Here is a 16,095-nt window from a genome sequence, read left to right as displayed (position 1 = left end):
GGAATTGTTGATGATCAAGATTCTATTAGTGGAAGATGACTTAAGCCTATCAAATTCTGTATTTGATTTTTTAGATGATTTTGCGGATGTCATGCAGGTTTTTGATGGAGAAGAAGGTCTTTACGAAGCAGAGAGTGGCGTTTATGACTTGATTCTTTTAGACTTGATGTTGCCCGAAAAAAATGGTTTCCAAGTCTTGAAAGAATTACGTGAGAAGGGAGTATCGACACCGGTTCTCATCATGACTGCCAAGGAAAGTATTGATGATAAGGGACACGGATTTGAACTCGGTGCGGATGATTATCTGACTAAGCCTTTCTACTTGGAAGAGCTCAAGATGCGGATTCAAGCTCTTCTCAAACGTTCAGGTAAGTTTAATGAAAATACTCTTTCCTATGGTGATTTGACTGTCAATCTTTCTACCAATGAAGTTCGAGTTGACGGCACGGTGGTGGAGCTACTCGGAAAAGAATTTGAATTATTAGTTTATTTCCTCCAAAATCAAAATGTTATTTTACCTAAGACCCAAATTTTTGATCGTTTGTGGGGATTTGACAGTGATACCACTATATCGGTTGTTGAAGTTTACGTTTCAAAAGTCCGTAAGAAATTAAAGGGATCAGACTTTGCTGAAAACCTCCAAACCTTAAGAAGTGTTGGGTATATTTTAAAACATGTTCAATAAAATTAAAAATAATTGGTATGCAGAAGATTTCAGCTACTTTATCCGAAACTTTGGAGTATTCACGCTGATTTTCTCTGCTATGACCTTGATTATTCTCCAAGTTATGCACTCCAGTCTTTATACGTCAGTGGATGAGAAGCTTTTAGCACTTAGTAATAATCCTCAGAATGTTATTCAATTAGCAGTAAATCGTGCATCAGAAAACCTAAAGGATATAAACGGAGGAGATGTCACTTCGAATTCGGACAAAAAGGTTACAATCAGTTCCAATACGGAAGTTATTTTGTTGGATTCGAACCTCAATCAATTGGTGACTGGGAACCGCTTTTTAGGGTTAGATAAAATAACATTCAATAAAAAGGATTTAAACCATATACGCCAGCTTCATGTAATAAATAGCTATGGCCAAGATGAGGTTTACCGTGCTGTTTTGACAGAGATGAACATTGATTCAGTTTCGACTAACATTAAGTATGCTGCTGTCCTGATAAATACGAGTCAGCTAGAACAGATTAGCCAAAATCACGAACAGCTAATTGTGGTAGTTATGGCGAGCTTTTGGATTCTATCTATCTTAGCTAGTCTCTATCTTGCACGTGTCAGTGTTAAACCTTTAATGGAAAGCATTCAAAAACAGAAGAGTTTTGTGGAAAATGCTAGTCATGAGCTACGTACTCCTTTAGCTGTTCTGCAAAATCGTCTGGAAACTCTTTTTAGAAAACCAGAAGCTACCATTATGGAGTCAAGCGAGAGCATTGCTTCAAGTCTGGAAGAAGTCAGAAATATGAGGTTTCTAACCACGAATCTTCTCAATCTAGCACGTAGAGATGATGGAATTAAACCTGAACTTGCAGAAGTAGAACCAGACTTCTTTAACGCAACCTTTACCAACTTTGAAATGATTGCATCCGAGAATAATCGTGTTTTTCGTTTCGAGAATCGTATTCATCGAACCATTATTACTGATAAACTTCTCCTCAAGCAATTGATGACCATTCTATTTGACAATGCTGTCAAGTATACAGAAGAAGAAGGAGATATTTATTTTGAGATTTCAACGACAGAACGCAGTCTCTATCTAACGGTAGCAGATAATGGAATCGGTATTTCTGCAGTAGATAAAAAGAAAATTTTCGATCGATTTTATCGCGTTGATAAAGCCAGGACACGCCAAAAGGGCGGTTTCGGTTTAGGTCTGTCTTTAGCCAAGCAAATCGCCGATGCACTTAAAGGTAGCATTAGTGTTAAAGACAACAAACCTTACGGAACTATTTTTGAAGTCAAGATAGCAATTCAGACTCCATCTAAACGTAAAAATAAATAAAAAAACCTTCGAGTAATCAAAGGTTTTTTTATTTGAATTTTTTCTTGATAATCGTTCGTTGAAGTTGCAAAACGATCATACTGAGTCCAATTGCTAAAGCAAAGGATAAAACAGTATTTAATTTTAGCGATAAGAACATAAAACTAAAGATTGCTAAAAACACACAGAAACAAGCAATGTTTACAAAAAATAGAACTTCTTTTACACTAGCAACAGAAGTATTCTCCGTAACATAATCTTGAAACTGAGTAGTTTTAATTCTTTCTTGTTCTAACTCATACGGGTGCAGTTTTCTTGCGGGCATGTTTCTCTCCTTAACAATACATTACTATTTTATCATTTTTTTGAAGAGAGAATTGTTACAGGATTGTTACAAATTGCATAAAATACCTTTTCATTTCTCAAGAATAGCTGATTTTTTTGAAATATGGTATAATCTTACCTATGGAAAAGATTATTATTACAGCAACTGCTGAAAGTATTGAACAAGTAAAACAGCTACTCCAAGCTGGTGTCGACCGCATTTATGTCGGTGAGAAAGATTTTGGTCTTCGTTTGCCAAAGACCTTTAGTTATGAAGAACTGAGAACCATTGCTAATTTGGTTCATGATGCAGGTAAAACGTTAGTCGTAGCGGTTAATGCACTCATGCATCAAGATAAGATGGATCGTATTAAGCCTTTCCTTGATTTTTTGGAAGAAATAAAAACAGATTACATTACTGTTGGGGATGCAGGTGTTTTTTATGTGGTTAACCGTGATGGTTATAGTTTTAAAACGATTTATGACGCTTCAACCATGGTCACAAGTAGTCGTCAGATTAATTTCTGGGGTCAAAAGGCAGGAGCTTCTGAAGCTGTTTTGGCGCGTGAAATCCCATCTGCAGAACTTTTCAAAATGCCTGAAATTTTAGAAATTCCTGCTGAGGTCTTGGTATACGGTGCTAGTGTCATCCACCATTCTAAGAGACCTCTATTGCAAAATTACTATAATTTTACTCATATTCATGATGAAAAAACACGTCAACGTGATTTGTTTTTAGCAGAACCGAGTGACCCAGAGAGTCATTACTCTATTTTTGAGGATAATCACGGGACACATATCTTCGCCAACAATGACCTTGATTTGATGACCAAGTTGACAGAATTGATAGAACATGGATTTACTCACTGGAAACTGGAAGGTCTCTACACTCCAGGACAAAACTTCGTAGAAATAGCAAAACTCTTTATCCAAGCGCGTAACTTGATTCAAGAAGGTCACTTTACACATGACCAGGCCTTTATGTTGGATGAGGAAGTCCACAAATTACACCCTAAAAATCGATTTCTTGATACCGGATTTTATGACTACGACCCTGATATGGTAAAATAAAAAGATTAAGCCCGAAATAAAATGTTCGGGTTTTTCCAATATTTGGATGAATTTGAAGCGTATTCATGATATAATAAAAGAAGCTCTATTTGGAGGTATATAAGTGGAAAATCTGAAAAAACTGGCAGGTATCAAGGCGGCTGAGTTTGTCAAGGATGGGATGGTTGTCGGACTTGGAACAGGCTCCACTGCCTACTATTTTGTGGAAGAAATAGGTCGTCGCATCAAGGAAGAAGGCCTGCAGATTACAGCTGTAACGACTTCGAGTTCGACCAGTAAACAGGCTGAAGGCCTAAATATTTCGCTAAAATCTATTGATGAAGTCAATGAAGTTGATGTAACTGTAGATGGTGCGGATGAAGTCGATGGCCAGTACAATGGTATCAAAGGTGGTGGTGGTGCACTTCTCATGGAGAAAGTTGTAGCAACTCCGTCCAAAGAATACATCTGGGTTGTTGATGAAAGCAAACTAGTCGAAAAACTAGGGGCTTTTAAATTACCTGTAGAAGTGATTCAGTATGGTGCAGAACAAGTTTTTCGTCGTTTTGAGCGAGCTGGTTATAAACCGAGCTTCCGTGAAAAAGCTGGCCAACGTTTTGTGACAGATATGCAAAACTTTATCATTGATTTAGACTTGAAAGTGATTGAAGATCCAATCGGTTTTGGGAAAGAGTTAGACCATGAGGTTGGTGTCGTTGAGCACGGCTTGTTTAACCAAATGGTAGACAAGGTTATCGTAGCAGGTCAAAATGGTATTCAGATTTTAACTTCAAAAAAAGAAAAGAAATAGAAGGAGGCATTTATGTCTAAATTTAATCGTATTCACTTGGTGGTTTTGGATTCCGTAGGAATCGGTGCGGCACCAGATGCTAATAACTTTGTCAATGCAGGAGTTCCTGATGGAGCATCTGATACACTTGGACATATTTCAAAAACCGTCGGTTTGAATGTACCAAACATGGCGAAGATTGGGCTTGGAAACATTCCTCGTGAAGTGCCATTGAAGACGGTTCCTGCTGAAAGCAATCCAACTGGTTATGCAACAAAATTGCAAGAAGTTTCTCTTGGGAAAGACACCATGACTGGTCACTGGGAAATTATGGGACTCAACATCACCGAACCTTTTGACACTTTCTGGAATGGTTTCCCAGAAGAAATTATTACGAAGATTGAAGAATTTTCAGGACGTAAGGTTATTCGTGAAGCCAACAAACCATACTCAGGAACAGCAGTCATTGATGACTTTGGACCACGCCAAATGGAAACTGGCGAGTTGATTATCTATACATCAGCTGACCCAGTTCTTCAAATAGCAGCTCACGAAGATATCATTCCTTTGGATGAACTCTACCGTATCTGTGAATACGCTCGTTCAATTACCCTTGAGCGCCCAGCTCTTCTAGGACGTATCATTGCTCGTCCTTATGTTGGTGAGCCTGGAAACTTCACTCGTACGGCTAACCGTCGTGACTTGGCTGTATCTCCATTTGCTCCAACTGTTTTGGACAAATTGAATGAAGCAGGTATTGATACATATGCAGTTGGTAAGATTAACGATATCTTCAACGGTGCTGGTATCAACCATGATATGGGCCACAACAAATCCAATAGCCACGGTATGGATACCTTGATTAAGACCATGGGACTTCCTGAGTTCCAAGAAGGCTTCTCATTTACCAACTTGGTAGACTTTGATGCTCTTTACGGACACCGTCGCAATGCCCATGGTTACCGCGATTGCTTGCATGAGTTTGACGAGCGCTTGCCAGAAATCATCGCTGCCATGCGTGAAGATGACCTCTTAATGATTACGGCTGACCATGGTAATGACCCAACCTACGCTGGTACAGACCATACGCGTGAATACATCCCATTCTTGGCTTATAGCCCATCCTTCAAGGGTAACGGTGTGCTTCCAGTTGGCCACTTTTCTGATATCTCTGCGACCATTGCAGAGAACTTTGGAGTTGAAACTGCCATGATTGGTGAAAGTTTCTTAGATAAATTGGTTTAAGATGATTCGCTACGCTCTACTCGTTAGAGGCATTAATGTTGGCGGGAAAAACAAGGTCGTGATGGCGGAGCTTCGAGAGGAGCTTCAAGCGATCGGGTTGGATGGGGTAGAGACCTACATCAATAGTGGCAATATCTTCTTTGAATCTGCTGGTTCTAAAGCAGAATTGGTAGATTTGCTGGGACCTTTCTTTCGTGATCACTATCCCTTTATCCAGTCTTTTTCTCTCTTTTCAGCTGAGGACTATGCACTAGATCTCGCTGCTCTACCAGCCTGGTGGCAGGAGGATCTGGCCCGCAAGGATGTTCTCTTTTACACAGAAGGCCTCGATCAGGATGCTGTCTGGGGGCTGGTTTCTTCTTTTTCGCTCGGTGATGAAATCATCCATCGTGGAAATCTAGGAATCTACTGGGGTAAATACTCAGAAGAGACCTATACAAAGACCGCTTACCACAGACAAGTCCTCAAGATGCCGGATTACCGTCTTTTGACCATTCGCAATGCCAATACATTTGACAAAATTGGCCAATTTTTAAGGAAATCATAAAGGAGATACACAATGACATTATTAGCAAAAATCAATGAAACAGCAGCATTTTTGAAGGGCAAAGGAATCGAAGCTCCTGAGTTCGGTTTGATTCTTGGTTCAGGTTTGGGTGAATTAGCTGAAGAAATCGAAAATCCAGTCGTAGTAGACTACTCTGAAATTCCAAACTGGGGTCGTTCGACAGTTGTCGGACACGCTGGTAAATTGGTCTACGGTGAGCTTGCTGGACGCAAGGTTTTGGCCCTTCAAGGACGTTTCCACTTCTACGAAGGAAATCCACTAGAAGTGGTGACTTTCCCAGTTCGTGTCATGAAGGTCTTGGGATGTGAAGGGGTTCTTGTCACCAATGCTGCCGGTGGTATCGGCTTTGGTCCGGGTACTTTGATGGCTATTACTGACCACATTAACATGACTGGTCAAAACCCATTGATCGGTGAAAACTTGGATGATTTTGGTCCACGTTTCCCAGATATGTCGAAAGCTTACACTCCTGAATACCGCGAGACTGCTCATAAAGTCGCTGACAAATTAGGCATCAAATTAGATGATGGAGTTTATATAGGAGTGACTGGCCCAACTTATGAAACTCCAGCTGAAATCCGTGCTTATAAGACGCTTGGAGCAGATGCTGTTGGTATGTCAACTGTTCCTGAAGTCATCATCGCAGCTCACTCTGGTTTGAAAGTCCTTGGTATTTCATGCATTACCAACTTTGCGGCTGGTTTCCAAGAAGAGCTCAACCACGAAGAAGTGGTAGAAGTGACTGAGCGCGTCAAAGGCGACTTCAAAGGCTTGCTAAAAGCGATTCTTGCTGAACTCTAATCCTATGAAAGAACGACTCCAAAGCCTACCCTACGGATGGCGCCTGCTGTTAGCCACTTTATCATTGGGAATAGGGACGGGTCTAGTCGGAATAGCCTGTCATTATTTATTAGAAGGCGTGCAAAGACTAGCTTTTGGTCAAAATCGGGCTGATCTGCTCCAGCAATTTCAAGAAGCGGGAGCGCTTCGTAGGTTCTTAGTCCTGTGTGTGACAGGGGTCCTGGCAGCAGGTTTCTGGTATGTCCTGCAGAGCCGCCATAAAATCCTGTCTATTCGCAAGCAAATTGACTTGGCTGGAGACAGGGAACCAGCGCCCTTAGCCCACCTCCTTCATGCAAGTATGCAGGTTGCGATTGTCGGGGCCGGTGCTTCGGTCGGAAAAGAAGGAGCCCCACGAGAGGTTGGGGCTCTTCTAGCTGGTCATTTGGGCAAAGCTTTTTCCTTAGCTATCAAAGAACGAAGAGTATTGATTGCCTGTGGAGCTGGAGCCGGTTTAGCTGCGGTCTATCAGGTTCCCTTTGCCAGTAGCTTGTTTGTCTTTGAGACCCTAGGGTTGGCCTATCACTGGAAAAATTTTGTACTGGTCTTGTCCAGTACTTATTTGGCGACTTGGGTGGCCCAGCCAATCGTTGGTCATGGTGCTATTTATCATATGTCGCCAGTTCATTGGTCAGCCAGTAGTTTATTCCAGGCTGTCATAGTGGCTCTATTGGTTACTCCCTTGGCACTGGCCTTTCGTTTTCTAGCGAATCGGGCTAGTCGCAAACGGCGGAAGGATGGAACCATTCTTTGGGCTCTGCCTGTAGCTTTTATGGTGTTAGCAGCCATTGTGTCCTTTTATCCGATTTTTATGGGAAATGGCCAGGTTCTAGCCCAAGCCCTCTTATCAGGCCAGCCATTTTCTAATCTAGCCTTGACTTTGGCCGTGAAAGGGCTCCTGGTCTATCTCCTCTTACGAAATGGGGCATACGGAGGGACTTTGACACCGTCATTTGCCTTGGGGATTGGATCTGGCTACTTAGCGACTTTGCTCTTGACAGTCGTTGGCATTCACCTAGATCCTGCTCTAGGAATGCTACTTGGAGCGACGGTCTTTTTAGGAACGACCCTACAGGCTCCATTGACAGGCATTGCCCTAAGCCTTGGTTTTACAGGCCAGAGCTGGGCCTTGATTCTACCGCTGGCACTAGCTGCTGGTGTGTCTTATATGATTCAAAATAGATGGGAGAATAAACGATGAGAGTGCATTTTGTCTTGCACGAAACTTTTGAAGTACCGGGTGCTTATCTCAAGTGGGCGCAGGATCGTGGTCATCAAGTGACCATGACCAAGGTCTACGAGCGAGAAGCGCTACCTGAGACAATGGATGAGATTGATTTTTTGATTGTTATGGGAGGACCGCAATCGCCTGATGAGGATCGCGCAACTTTTCCTTACTATGATCCGCAAGCTGAGATTGAATTGATTCAAAAAGCCATGCAGGCGGATCGCTACATCGTTGGGGTCTGTCTGGGTGCTCAGCTCTTGTCTGTTGCTTATGGCGCGAGGTATGAGCATAGCCCAGAGCGTGAGGTTGGGGTTTATCCAGTGGATTTAACTCCTGAAGGATTAGCAGATCCGCATGCCAGCTTGCTTGGTGCAAACTTTGATTCAGGACATTGGCATGGTGATATGCCGGGATTGACGAATGATGCTGTTGTCCTTGCAACCAGTCAAGGTTGCCCACGTCAGATTATTCGCTTCAGTCCTAAACACTATGCCTTCCAAGCCCACTTGGAGTTTGATCCAGAAGCGGTCGATCTCTTGATTGCTGCAGACGGTGAAGATGTCTTGGAAGAACAAAGTCAAGAACTGACCTTTGTCCAAAAACCTGAAGCTATTCGTGCTTATGATTATCAAGAAATGAATGCAAAATTGTACGCATTTTTGGATTCATTAACAAAATAAAAATAGAAAGGTAGAGCGTGTGTTCTGATTTGAACACGAGCGGAAAGCTCGGAAAATAGATAATCTGACTGAGAAATCAAGATTTCTCGTCAGATTCCTAATTTTCAGTCGCTTTCTGGTCGCTCTTTGTATCATAAACTATGTCTATCCATATTGCTGCTCAGCAGGGTGAAATTGCTGATAAAATTCTTCTTCCTGGGGATCCTCTTCGTGCGAAGTTTATCGCTGAGAATTTCCTTGAAGATGCTGTATGCTTTAACGAAGTCCGGAACATGTTTGGTTACACAGGAACTTACAAAGGTCACCGTGTTTCTGTCATGGGAACTGGGATGGGAATGCCATCCATCTCCATCTATGCGCGTGAATTAATTGTCGACTACGGTGTGAAGAAATTGATCCGCGTCGGAACGGCTGGTTCTTTAAATGAAGACGTCCATGTCCGTGAATTGGTCTTGGCTCAAGCAGCTGCAACCAACTCAAACATCATCCGCAACGACTGGCCTCAATACGATTTTCCACAAATTGCTAGCTTTGATCTCTTGGATAAAGCCTACCACATTGCCAAAGGTCTTGGTATGACCACTCACGTCGGCAATGTCCTATCTTCTGATGTCTTCTATTCAAATTACTTTGAAAAGAATATTGAACTCGGTAAATGGGGTGTGAAAGCTGTAGAAATGGAAGCAGCAGCTCTCTACTACCTTGCTGCTCAACACCATGTGGATGCCCTTGCTATCATGACCATTTCTGATAGCTTGGTCAATCCAGATGAAGATACTACAGCTGAAGAACGTCAAAACACCTTCACCGATATGATGAAGGTTGGCCTAGAAACCTTAATTGCTGAATAAAAGGAAACACAAAAGGAAGATTTTCTGAATGAAAATCTTCCTTTTTTAGTCATTCAGCCCATGCTGACCTTAATGAAATACTACCCTATCGTCTATTTTTAAGAGATTGCAAGAAACAATTAATCTCTGCTTGAGAATGGAGAATGTGCATCTTTTCTGGGTAAGTATTGTTTAGGTGTTGGTATCTTTCCTTAGCATTTTTTGTTCGTCCATCCCAGAGAATCCATCGAATAAACTCCCAGTCAAAACGCTCAGGACAACCTGCGGCTATACTTTCTCTGACTTTCCCTTTGTATTTTAAATAGCGCTTAAAGGCTCTTAGCAAACAATTCCACCGAGAAAAATTGAGGAAGATGATTTGATCTGCTTCTTTCATTCTTTCCTCGTAATAACACCATGAATAATTACCATCAATCACCCAATCGGAATGTTCGGTGAGGAAATTTTTCATCTTATTTAACATCCAATTGCGGTCACTGTCTACCCAGCCTGGCTGAAATTGAAGTGTGTCCATATGAAGTTTGGGAATGGAGTAGTAGCGAGACAAGTTTTCTGCTAGAGTTGACTTACCTGCTCCAGAGTATCCGATAATGGTTATTTTCATGATGTCCTCCTAAAAAATTCGTACAAAAAAAGCTCCGAAGAGCTCATTTTGTATCTTGTTTTTGATTAACCAAGTTTAGTTGCAAGGCGAGCTTTATCACGGCTTGCTTTATTTTTGTGAATCAAACCTTTAGTTTCTGCTTTATCGATAGCTGAGCTAGCAGCACGGAAAAGTTCTTCAGATGGATTTGCTTCAAATGCTTTAATAGCAGAACGCATAGCTGATTTTTGAGCTGAGTTTTTTTCGTTTTGTTTAACGTTCAATTCAGCGCGTTTGATAGCTGATTTAATGTTTGCCAATGTTCTTACCTCCATATTTACTAACTATACCATTATATCTGAAAACTTACGTTTTGACAAGGGGAAATTATTTTTTTAAGTAAATTTCATCAATTTCGTGATTCTTAGATTTATGAAGAATGACTTCAGCCCGATTTCTGGTCGGTTCGATGTAGTTTTGAAGATTGGTTAAATTAATACTTGTCCAGACTTGATGGGCAAAGTCTTTTACCTCATTCAGTGGTAATTGTGTAAAACGATAGTAATAACTGCTAGGATCATCTTGTGCAAAGCTAAGAAGTTTCAAAAAGCGGTCCAAATACCAGCTCTCAATATCCTCGACTGCGGCATCAACATAGATAGAGAAATCAAAAAAGTCAGTAATATAGAGGCGTTCGTTTTGTGGGTTTTGGAAAACATTAATTCCTTCAACAATAACAAAATCAGCCGCCTTGACTCGTTGCTTTTGATTAGTGACAATATCATAGATTTCGTGGGAATATACAGGAATTTCTACATCTTGACCGTTTTTTAGTTGGTCGAGAAAGTTTAACAGAGCCTCCATATCATAACTTTCTGGGAAACCTTTCCGATTGAGGATGTCGCGTTCTATCAGATGGTTATTAGAATATAGAAAACCATCCGTAGTGACCAGTTCAACACTTGCTTCTGGGAAAATACGAGAAAGCAAGATTTGCAATAGTCGACTTGTAGTGGATTTTCCAACAGCTACACTACCTGAAATACCAATAATAAAGGGTTGTCTTTTGCTCTCTCTTTGGAGGAAAATCCCTTTTGAAAAGGCGAGATCTTCCTTGGAACGTTTATAAATTTGGATCAGATGAGCTAGTGGTAGATAAATATCAGTCACGTCTTGAAGACTAATCTGGTCATTAAAACTCTTGATAGAATCCAGTTCTTCCTCTGTTAGTGGTGGTGTGGACTTGCGATGTAAGGATTGCCATGTTTTTCGGCTAATCTTTTCAAAATGTAAAAATTCGTTGGTCATAAAAAATCCTCTTTTGATACCTCAGTATACCATAATTTACAAAGAAAGACATCTGAATCATTTGAGGAAAAACGCTTCCTTTGTTAAAATATAAGTAGTATAACCATCAAATGAGGTGATGTTATGAGACTAGTAGTGTGTGATAAAATTCTAAAACTTAGTATCTTACTGGTTGTGATTTTGTGGGTATCTCCGACTTTGATTGAGTTTTCTCTGAGTTTAGGAAGCCAAACCTATAGTTGGTCTGCCTTTGTCTTGTTATTCTTGCTACCAATTATTGGTTTTATGTACTTGATACTCGCCATTTTAACAAGAAAATGGTGGCTTTTCTTGTTTGGTCTAGCCTGTATTTTTTCCTTTGCTATCACTATGGCATTGGGCTCTTACTTGCTTGGCCCCTAAGGGGTTAGGAAACTTATATTATTTTTCAATAAATCGATGGTAAGGGATTGATTTTGTTGTTATGCAAACGATTTACAATTATCTTATTTATGTGGTAAAATGAAACTATGAGTAAAATGTATTACGCGGAAAATCCAGATGCTGTCCATGATGTTCACGAATTAAGAGTGGAGCTACTTGGACAAAAGATGACCTTTTTGACAGACGCAGGTGTCTTCAGCAAAAAAATGATTGATTTTGGAAGTCAGTTATTGTTAAGATGTCTAGATATCGACAAAGGAGAAAAAATCCTTGATGTTGGTTGTGGCTACGGTCCAATAGGCTTGTCTTTGGTTAAAGCTTATGGTGTCCAAGCGACTATGGTTGATATCAACAATCGTGCTCTGGATTTAGCTCAGCAAAATGCAGTAAAAAACAATGTTCAAGCGACTATCTTCCAGTCCAATATTTATGACCAGGTAGAAGGACAATTTGACCATGTCATTTCGAATCCGCCTATTCGTGCTGGCAAGCAAGTCGTCCATGAAATTATCGAGAAAAGCATTATTTATCTTGTTTATGGTGGAGATTTAACCATCGTTATTCAAAAAAAGCAGGGTGCTCCCAGCGCTAAAAACAAGATGGAAGAAGTCTTTGGTAATTGCGAAGTTGTAAAGAAAGATAAGGGATATTATATCCTCAGAAGTGTGAAAGAATGAGAGCAGTAGACCTAATCCAGAAAAAAAGAGACGGGCAAGTACTCAGTTCCAATGAAATCCAATGGTTGGTTGAAGGTTATGTTGCAGGAACTGTTCCTGACTACCAGATGTCAGCTTTTGCTATGGCTGTTTATTTTAAAGGCATGACTACGAGAGAGATTTCTGACTTAACGATGAATATGGTGAAGACGGGTCAAGAGTTTGATTTGTCTGCTATAAATGGTGTGAAGGTTGATAAACACTCTACGGGTGGTGTTGGTGACAAGGTAACTTTAATCCTAGCACCCTTGGTAGCTAGTTTTGACGTACCAGTTGCAAAGATGAGTGGTAGAGGTTTGGGACACACGGGTGGAACAATTGATAAATTAGAATCCATCAAAGGATTTCAAGTCGAACGCAGTCAGGATGACTTTATCAAACAAGTTCAGGATATCGGGGTTTCGGTTATTGGTCAATCTGACCAACTTGTCAAAGCGGATAAACTTCTATATGCCCTTCGTGATGTGACAGCAACAGTTGATACCATTTCATTGATTGCTAGTTCTGTCATGAGTAAAAAGATTGCAGCTGGAGCCGATGCTATTTTGCTGGATGTAACAGTCGGTGAAGGTGCTTTTATGAAGACGGTTGACGAGGCGCGCGAATTAGCTCAAACCATGGTAAGTCTTGGTAAGGCTGTTGGTCGTAAGACGGTTGCAGTGATTACAGACATGAGTCAACCCTTGGGACGTGCCATTGGAAATCGCTTGGAAATTCTAGAAGCTATAGATATACTTCAAGGAAAAGGACGTGAAGATATCAGTCACTTTATCTGCGAATTGGCAAAGATTATGCTGTCTTTAGCAAATGTTGAAAAAACAATTGAGGAAGTGAAGCAACACCTTGAAAATGGTCAGGCACTCAAAAAATTCGAGGAGATGATTCTTGCTCAAGGTGGTGACCTAGAAGACCTCTATCGTCCAGTAAAAGTTGACCATGTAGTTGAAATTCTCGCTAAGGAGGATGGTATTATAGAGGCACTTCCAGCCATGGAGTTTGGTCTTTTTGCTATGAGATTAGGTGCTGGTCGTGCTGTCAAAACAGATGCATTGGACTATGAGACAGGGATTGTTTTCGAGAAGAAAGTTGGAGATTCAGTCAAAAAGGGTGAGACTGTTGCAAAAGTATATGCGAATGGCAAAATTTCACCTGAATTAGTTACAGATTTCCAAAAATATGTTAAAATTAAAATAAGTGACAAAGTGATAAAAACACGAGAAATTATTGAAATTATCTCCTGATTTAAGGAAGATTCGAAATGAAGTTAAATAAATACATTGATCATACGCTTTTAAAGCAAGATGCGACCGAACAACAAATCGATCGTTTGCTATCTGAAGCTAGGGAATACGATTTTGCCAGTGTTTGTGTGAATCCTTGCTGGGTTTCTCATGTAAAAGCTGGTCTTGATGATACAGATGTAAAAGTTTGTACAGTAGTTGGCTTTCCTCTTGGGGCGACCACATCAGCTGTCAAAGCCTTTGAAACCAAAGAAGCCATCCAAAATGGTGCTGACGAAATTGATATGGTTATCAACGTTGGTGCACTCAAATCAGGAAATCTTGCATTAGTTGAGACAGACATTCAAGCTGTTGTTGAAGCAAGTGGAGACAAATTGGTTAAGGTTATTATCGAGGCTTGTTTGTTAACTGATGAAGAAAAAGTTCTAGCTTGTCAGCTAGCTCAGAAAGCAGGAGCAGACTTTGTCAAGACGTCAACAGGCTTTTCAACAGGTGGTGCAACCCTTCCCGATGTTCAGTTAATGCGCCATACAGTTGGTCCTGATATGGGAGTCAAAGCAGCTGGTGGAGCTCGTTCTTATGCAGATGCAGTTGCCTTTGTTGAAGCTGGAGCTACTCGTATTGGAACATCTTCTGGTGTAGCAATCTTAAAAGGGGAGTTAGCAGATGGCGACTACTGAGTTGATTGATTTAGCGATTGAGACTAGTAAGCAGGCCTATGTTCCCTATTCACATTTTCCAATTGGTGCTGTTCTCGTAGCCAATGACGGAAGCATTTATACGGGGGTAAACATTGAAAATGCTAGCTTTTCTCTGACTAACTGTGGCGAAAGAACTGCTATCTTTAAGGCTGTTTCTGAAGGACAACGAGACTTTTCAGAATTGATTGTCTATGGGGAAACTGAGAGACCTATTTCACCTTGTGGTGCTTGTCGACAGGTTATGGTCGAATTTTTTAAACCTGATCTAAAGGTGACTTTAGTCGCCAAAGATAAAACGACGGTCGAGATGACGGTCGGGGAATTACTTCCATATTCTTTTACAGACTTGCATTAGTCTGTGTCACTGTTATAGTGACAAGGGTCCTAGTGACCTATCAATCCATACTTGCAACCTAGTTGCGCATCTTATTTAGGAGGTTCAGTAATGAACAAGAAACAATGGCTAGGCCTTGGTCTAGTTGCAGTAGCAGCATTTGGACTTGCTGCATGTGGTAATCGCTCTTCTCGTAACGCAGCTTCTTCATCTTCTGATTTGAAGACTAAAGCAGCTATCGTAACAGACACTGGTGGTGTTGATGACAAATCATTCAACCAATCAGCTTGGGAAGGTCTTCAAGCTTGGGGTAAAGAACACAATCTTTCAAAAGATAAAGGATTCACTTACTTCCAATCAACAAGTGAAGCTGACTACGCTAACAACTTGAACCAAGCAGCAGGAAGCTATAACTTGATCTTCGGTGTTGGTTTTGCCCTTCACAATGCGGTTGAAGAAGCGGCAAAAGAACATTCAGACAAAAACTATGTTTTGATTGATGATGTAATCAAAGATCAAAAGAACGTAGCGAGCGTAACATTTGCTGACAACGAAGCAGCTTACCTTGCAGGTGTAGCAGCAGCTAAAACTACTAAAACAAAACAAGTTGGTTTTGTAGGTGGTATGGAATCTGAAGTTATTTCTCGTTTCGCAGCTGGTTTCAAAGCTGGTGTTGAATCAGTTGACCCATCTATCAAAGTCCAAGTAGACTACGCCGGTTCATTTGGTGATGCCGCTAAAGGTAAAACAATTGCTGCAGCTCAATACGCTGCAGGAGCAGACGTTGTCTATCAAGCAGCTGGTGGTACTGGTGCAGGTGTCTTCTCAGAAGCTAAATCTTTGAATGAAAGCAAAAATGAAAGCGAAAAAGTTTGGGTTATCGGTGTAGACCGTGACCAAGTTGAAGAAGGTAAATACACTTCTAAAGACGGTAAAGAAGCTAACTTCGTACTTGCTTCTACTTTGAAACAAGTTGGAACAACTGTTCAAGATATCGCAAACAAAACTGAAAAAGGTGAATTCCCTGGCGGACAAATAATTGTCTACTCATTGAAAGATAAAGGGGTTGACCTAGTAACAACTAATCTTTCAGAAGAAGGTAAAAAGGCTGTTGAAGATGCAAAAGCTAAAATCCTTGATGGAAGCGTAAAAGTTCCTGAAAAATAATTGAAGGAAATCATTTCTTAGGAAGCGGTCTTGGGCCGCTTCTTTAAGAATTGAGACA

At 40.8% G+C, this 16,095-nt stretch carries 20 protein-coding genes; 16 read left to right on the top strand and 4 right to left on the bottom strand.

Going from position 1 to position 16,095, the window contains the following annotated elements:
- Positions 1 to 10 precede the first annotated feature (10 nt).
- Together HMPREF9180_RS06830 and HMPREF9180_RS06825 are read left to right on the top strand one after the other, a co-directional pair.
- Positions 11 to 685, top strand: a complete 675-nt coding sequence (locus tag HMPREF9180_RS06830) for a response regulator transcription factor (RefSeq protein ID WP_006145784.1) — start codon at positions 11 to 13, stop codon at positions 683 to 685.
- Complete coding sequence (locus HMPREF9180_RS06825) at positions 675 to 2,009, top strand: sensor histidine kinase (RefSeq protein ID WP_006145783.1); 1,335 nt, start codon at positions 675 to 677, stop codon at positions 2,007 to 2,009. Before HMPREF9180_RS06830 ends, HMPREF9180_RS06825 begins: the two co-directional genes overlap by 11 nt.
- A gap of 28 nt (positions 2,010 to 2,037) precedes the next feature.
- On the opposite strand, the gene HMPREF9180_RS06820 is transcribed toward HMPREF9180_RS06825, so the two are convergent.
- Complete coding sequence (locus HMPREF9180_RS06820) at positions 2,038 to 2,313, bottom strand: DUF3270 family protein (RefSeq protein ID WP_006145782.1); 276 nt, start codon at positions 2,311 to 2,313, stop codon at positions 2,038 to 2,040.
- Positions 2,314 to 2,453: 140 nt separating this feature from the next.
- Here HMPREF9180_RS06820 and HMPREF9180_RS06815 point away from each other — a divergent pair, with 140 nt between their 5' ends.
- The 8 genes from HMPREF9180_RS06815 (at position 2,454) to deoD (ending at position 9,564) form a co-directional block, all read left to right on the top strand.
- Complete coding sequence (locus HMPREF9180_RS06815) at positions 2,454 to 3,383, top strand: peptidase U32 family protein (protein WP_006145781.1); 930 nt, start codon at positions 2,454 to 2,456, stop codon at positions 3,381 to 3,383.
- Between the two features lie 103 nt (positions 3,384 to 3,486).
- Positions 3,487 to 4,173 (top strand): ribose-5-phosphate isomerase RpiA, encoded by a 687-nt coding sequence (rpiA, locus tag HMPREF9180_RS06810; RefSeq protein ID WP_006145780.1) that lies wholly within the window; start codon positions 3,487 to 3,489, stop codon positions 4,171 to 4,173.
- Positions 4,174 to 4,185: 12 nt separating this feature from the next.
- Complete coding sequence (locus tag HMPREF9180_RS06805; protein WP_006145779.1) at positions 4,186 to 5,397, top strand: phosphopentomutase; 1,212 nt, start codon at positions 4,186 to 4,188, stop codon at positions 5,395 to 5,397.
- A gap of 1 nt (position 5,398) precedes the next feature.
- Positions 5,399 to 5,944, top strand: a complete 546-nt coding sequence (locus tag HMPREF9180_RS06800; protein WP_006145778.1) for a DUF1697 domain-containing protein — start codon at positions 5,399 to 5,401, stop codon at positions 5,942 to 5,944.
- 12 nt (positions 5,945 to 5,956) lie between these two features.
- Positions 5,957 to 6,766, top strand: coding sequence for a purine-nucleoside phosphorylase (locus HMPREF9180_RS06795; protein ID WP_006145777.1), 810 nt, complete (start codon positions 5,957 to 5,959; stop codon positions 6,764 to 6,766).
- Positions 6,767 to 6,770: 4 nt separating this feature from the next.
- Positions 6,771 to 8,006: a chloride channel protein gene (locus tag HMPREF9180_RS06790; RefSeq protein ID WP_006145776.1), complete on the top strand. Its 1,236-nt coding sequence runs from the start codon at positions 6,771 to 6,773 to the stop codon at positions 8,004 to 8,006.
- On the top strand, positions 8,003 to 8,713 hold the full coding sequence (locus HMPREF9180_RS06785) for a glutamine amidotransferase-related protein (protein WP_006145775.1): 711 nt from the start codon (positions 8,003 to 8,005) through the stop codon (positions 8,711 to 8,713). Before HMPREF9180_RS06790 ends, HMPREF9180_RS06785 begins: the two co-directional genes overlap by 4 nt.
- Positions 8,714 to 8,853: 140 nt before the next feature.
- Complete coding sequence (gene deoD / locus HMPREF9180_RS06780; RefSeq protein WP_006145774.1) at positions 8,854 to 9,564, top strand: purine-nucleoside phosphorylase; 711 nt, start codon at positions 8,854 to 8,856, stop codon at positions 9,562 to 9,564.
- Positions 9,565 to 9,649: 85 nt separating this feature from the next.
- Here deoD and HMPREF9180_RS06775 read toward each other — a convergent pair whose 3' ends face one another.
- The 3 genes from HMPREF9180_RS06775 to coaA all read right to left on the bottom strand — a co-directional run bounded on the left by HMPREF9180_RS06775 (position 9,650) and on the right by coaA (position 11,455).
- The gene (locus HMPREF9180_RS06775; protein ID WP_006145773.1) at positions 9,650 to 10,168 is read right to left on the bottom strand and encodes a DNA topology modulation protein; all 519 of its coding nucleotides are present in this window, start codon (positions 10,166 to 10,168) and stop codon (positions 9,650 to 9,652) included.
- Positions 10,169 to 10,233: 65 nt separating this feature from the next.
- A complete protein-coding gene (rpsT, locus tag HMPREF9180_RS06770; protein WP_006145772.1) occupies positions 10,234 to 10,482 on the bottom strand; it encodes a 30S ribosomal protein S20 in 249 nt (82 codons plus the stop codon).
- A gap of 52 nt (positions 10,483 to 10,534) precedes the next feature.
- Positions 10,535 to 11,455, bottom strand: coding sequence for a type I pantothenate kinase (gene coaA / locus HMPREF9180_RS06765; RefSeq protein WP_006145771.1), 921 nt, complete (start codon positions 11,453 to 11,455; stop codon positions 10,535 to 10,537).
- 123 nt (positions 11,456 to 11,578) lie between these two features.
- Between coaA and HMPREF9180_RS06760 the strand changes: the two genes are divergently transcribed.
- The 6 genes from HMPREF9180_RS06760 (at position 11,579) to HMPREF9180_RS06735 (ending at position 16,037) form a co-directional block, all read left to right on the top strand.
- A complete protein-coding gene (locus HMPREF9180_RS06760) occupies positions 11,579 to 11,857 on the top strand; it encodes a hypothetical protein (RefSeq protein ID WP_025168702.1) in 279 nt (92 codons plus the stop codon).
- Positions 11,858 to 11,964: 107 nt separating this feature from the next.
- Positions 11,965 to 12,555, top strand: coding sequence for a class I SAM-dependent methyltransferase (locus tag HMPREF9180_RS06755; protein WP_006145769.1), 591 nt, complete (start codon positions 11,965 to 11,967; stop codon positions 12,553 to 12,555).
- A complete protein-coding gene (locus tag HMPREF9180_RS06750; RefSeq protein ID WP_006145768.1) occupies positions 12,552 to 13,835 on the top strand; it encodes a pyrimidine-nucleoside phosphorylase in 1,284 nt (427 codons plus the stop codon). The genes HMPREF9180_RS06755 and HMPREF9180_RS06750 overlap by 4 nt, the downstream gene beginning before the upstream one ends.
- 17 nt (positions 13,836 to 13,852) lie before the next feature.
- Positions 13,853 to 14,515, top strand: a complete 663-nt coding sequence (deoC, locus tag HMPREF9180_RS06745) for a deoxyribose-phosphate aldolase (RefSeq protein ID WP_006145767.1) — start codon at positions 13,853 to 13,855, stop codon at positions 14,513 to 14,515.
- On the top strand, positions 14,502 to 14,891 hold the full coding sequence (locus HMPREF9180_RS06740; RefSeq protein ID WP_006145766.1) for a cytidine deaminase: 390 nt from the start codon (positions 14,502 to 14,504) through the stop codon (positions 14,889 to 14,891). The genes deoC and HMPREF9180_RS06740 overlap by 14 nt, the downstream gene beginning before the upstream one ends.
- A gap of 90 nt (positions 14,892 to 14,981) precedes the next feature.
- Positions 14,982 to 16,037, top strand: a complete 1,056-nt coding sequence (locus tag HMPREF9180_RS06735; RefSeq protein WP_006145765.1) for a BMP family lipoprotein — start codon at positions 14,982 to 14,984, stop codon at positions 16,035 to 16,037.
- Positions 16,038 to 16,095 lie beyond the last annotated feature (58 nt).

Source organism: Streptococcus peroris ATCC 700780 (assembly GCF_000187585.1).
GTDB lineage: Bacteria > Bacillota > Bacilli > Lactobacillales > Streptococcaceae > Streptococcus > Streptococcus peroris.
The sequence above is the reverse complement of the archived record's forward strand: the minus strand, read 5'-3'. Positions and strand labels throughout refer to the sequence as shown.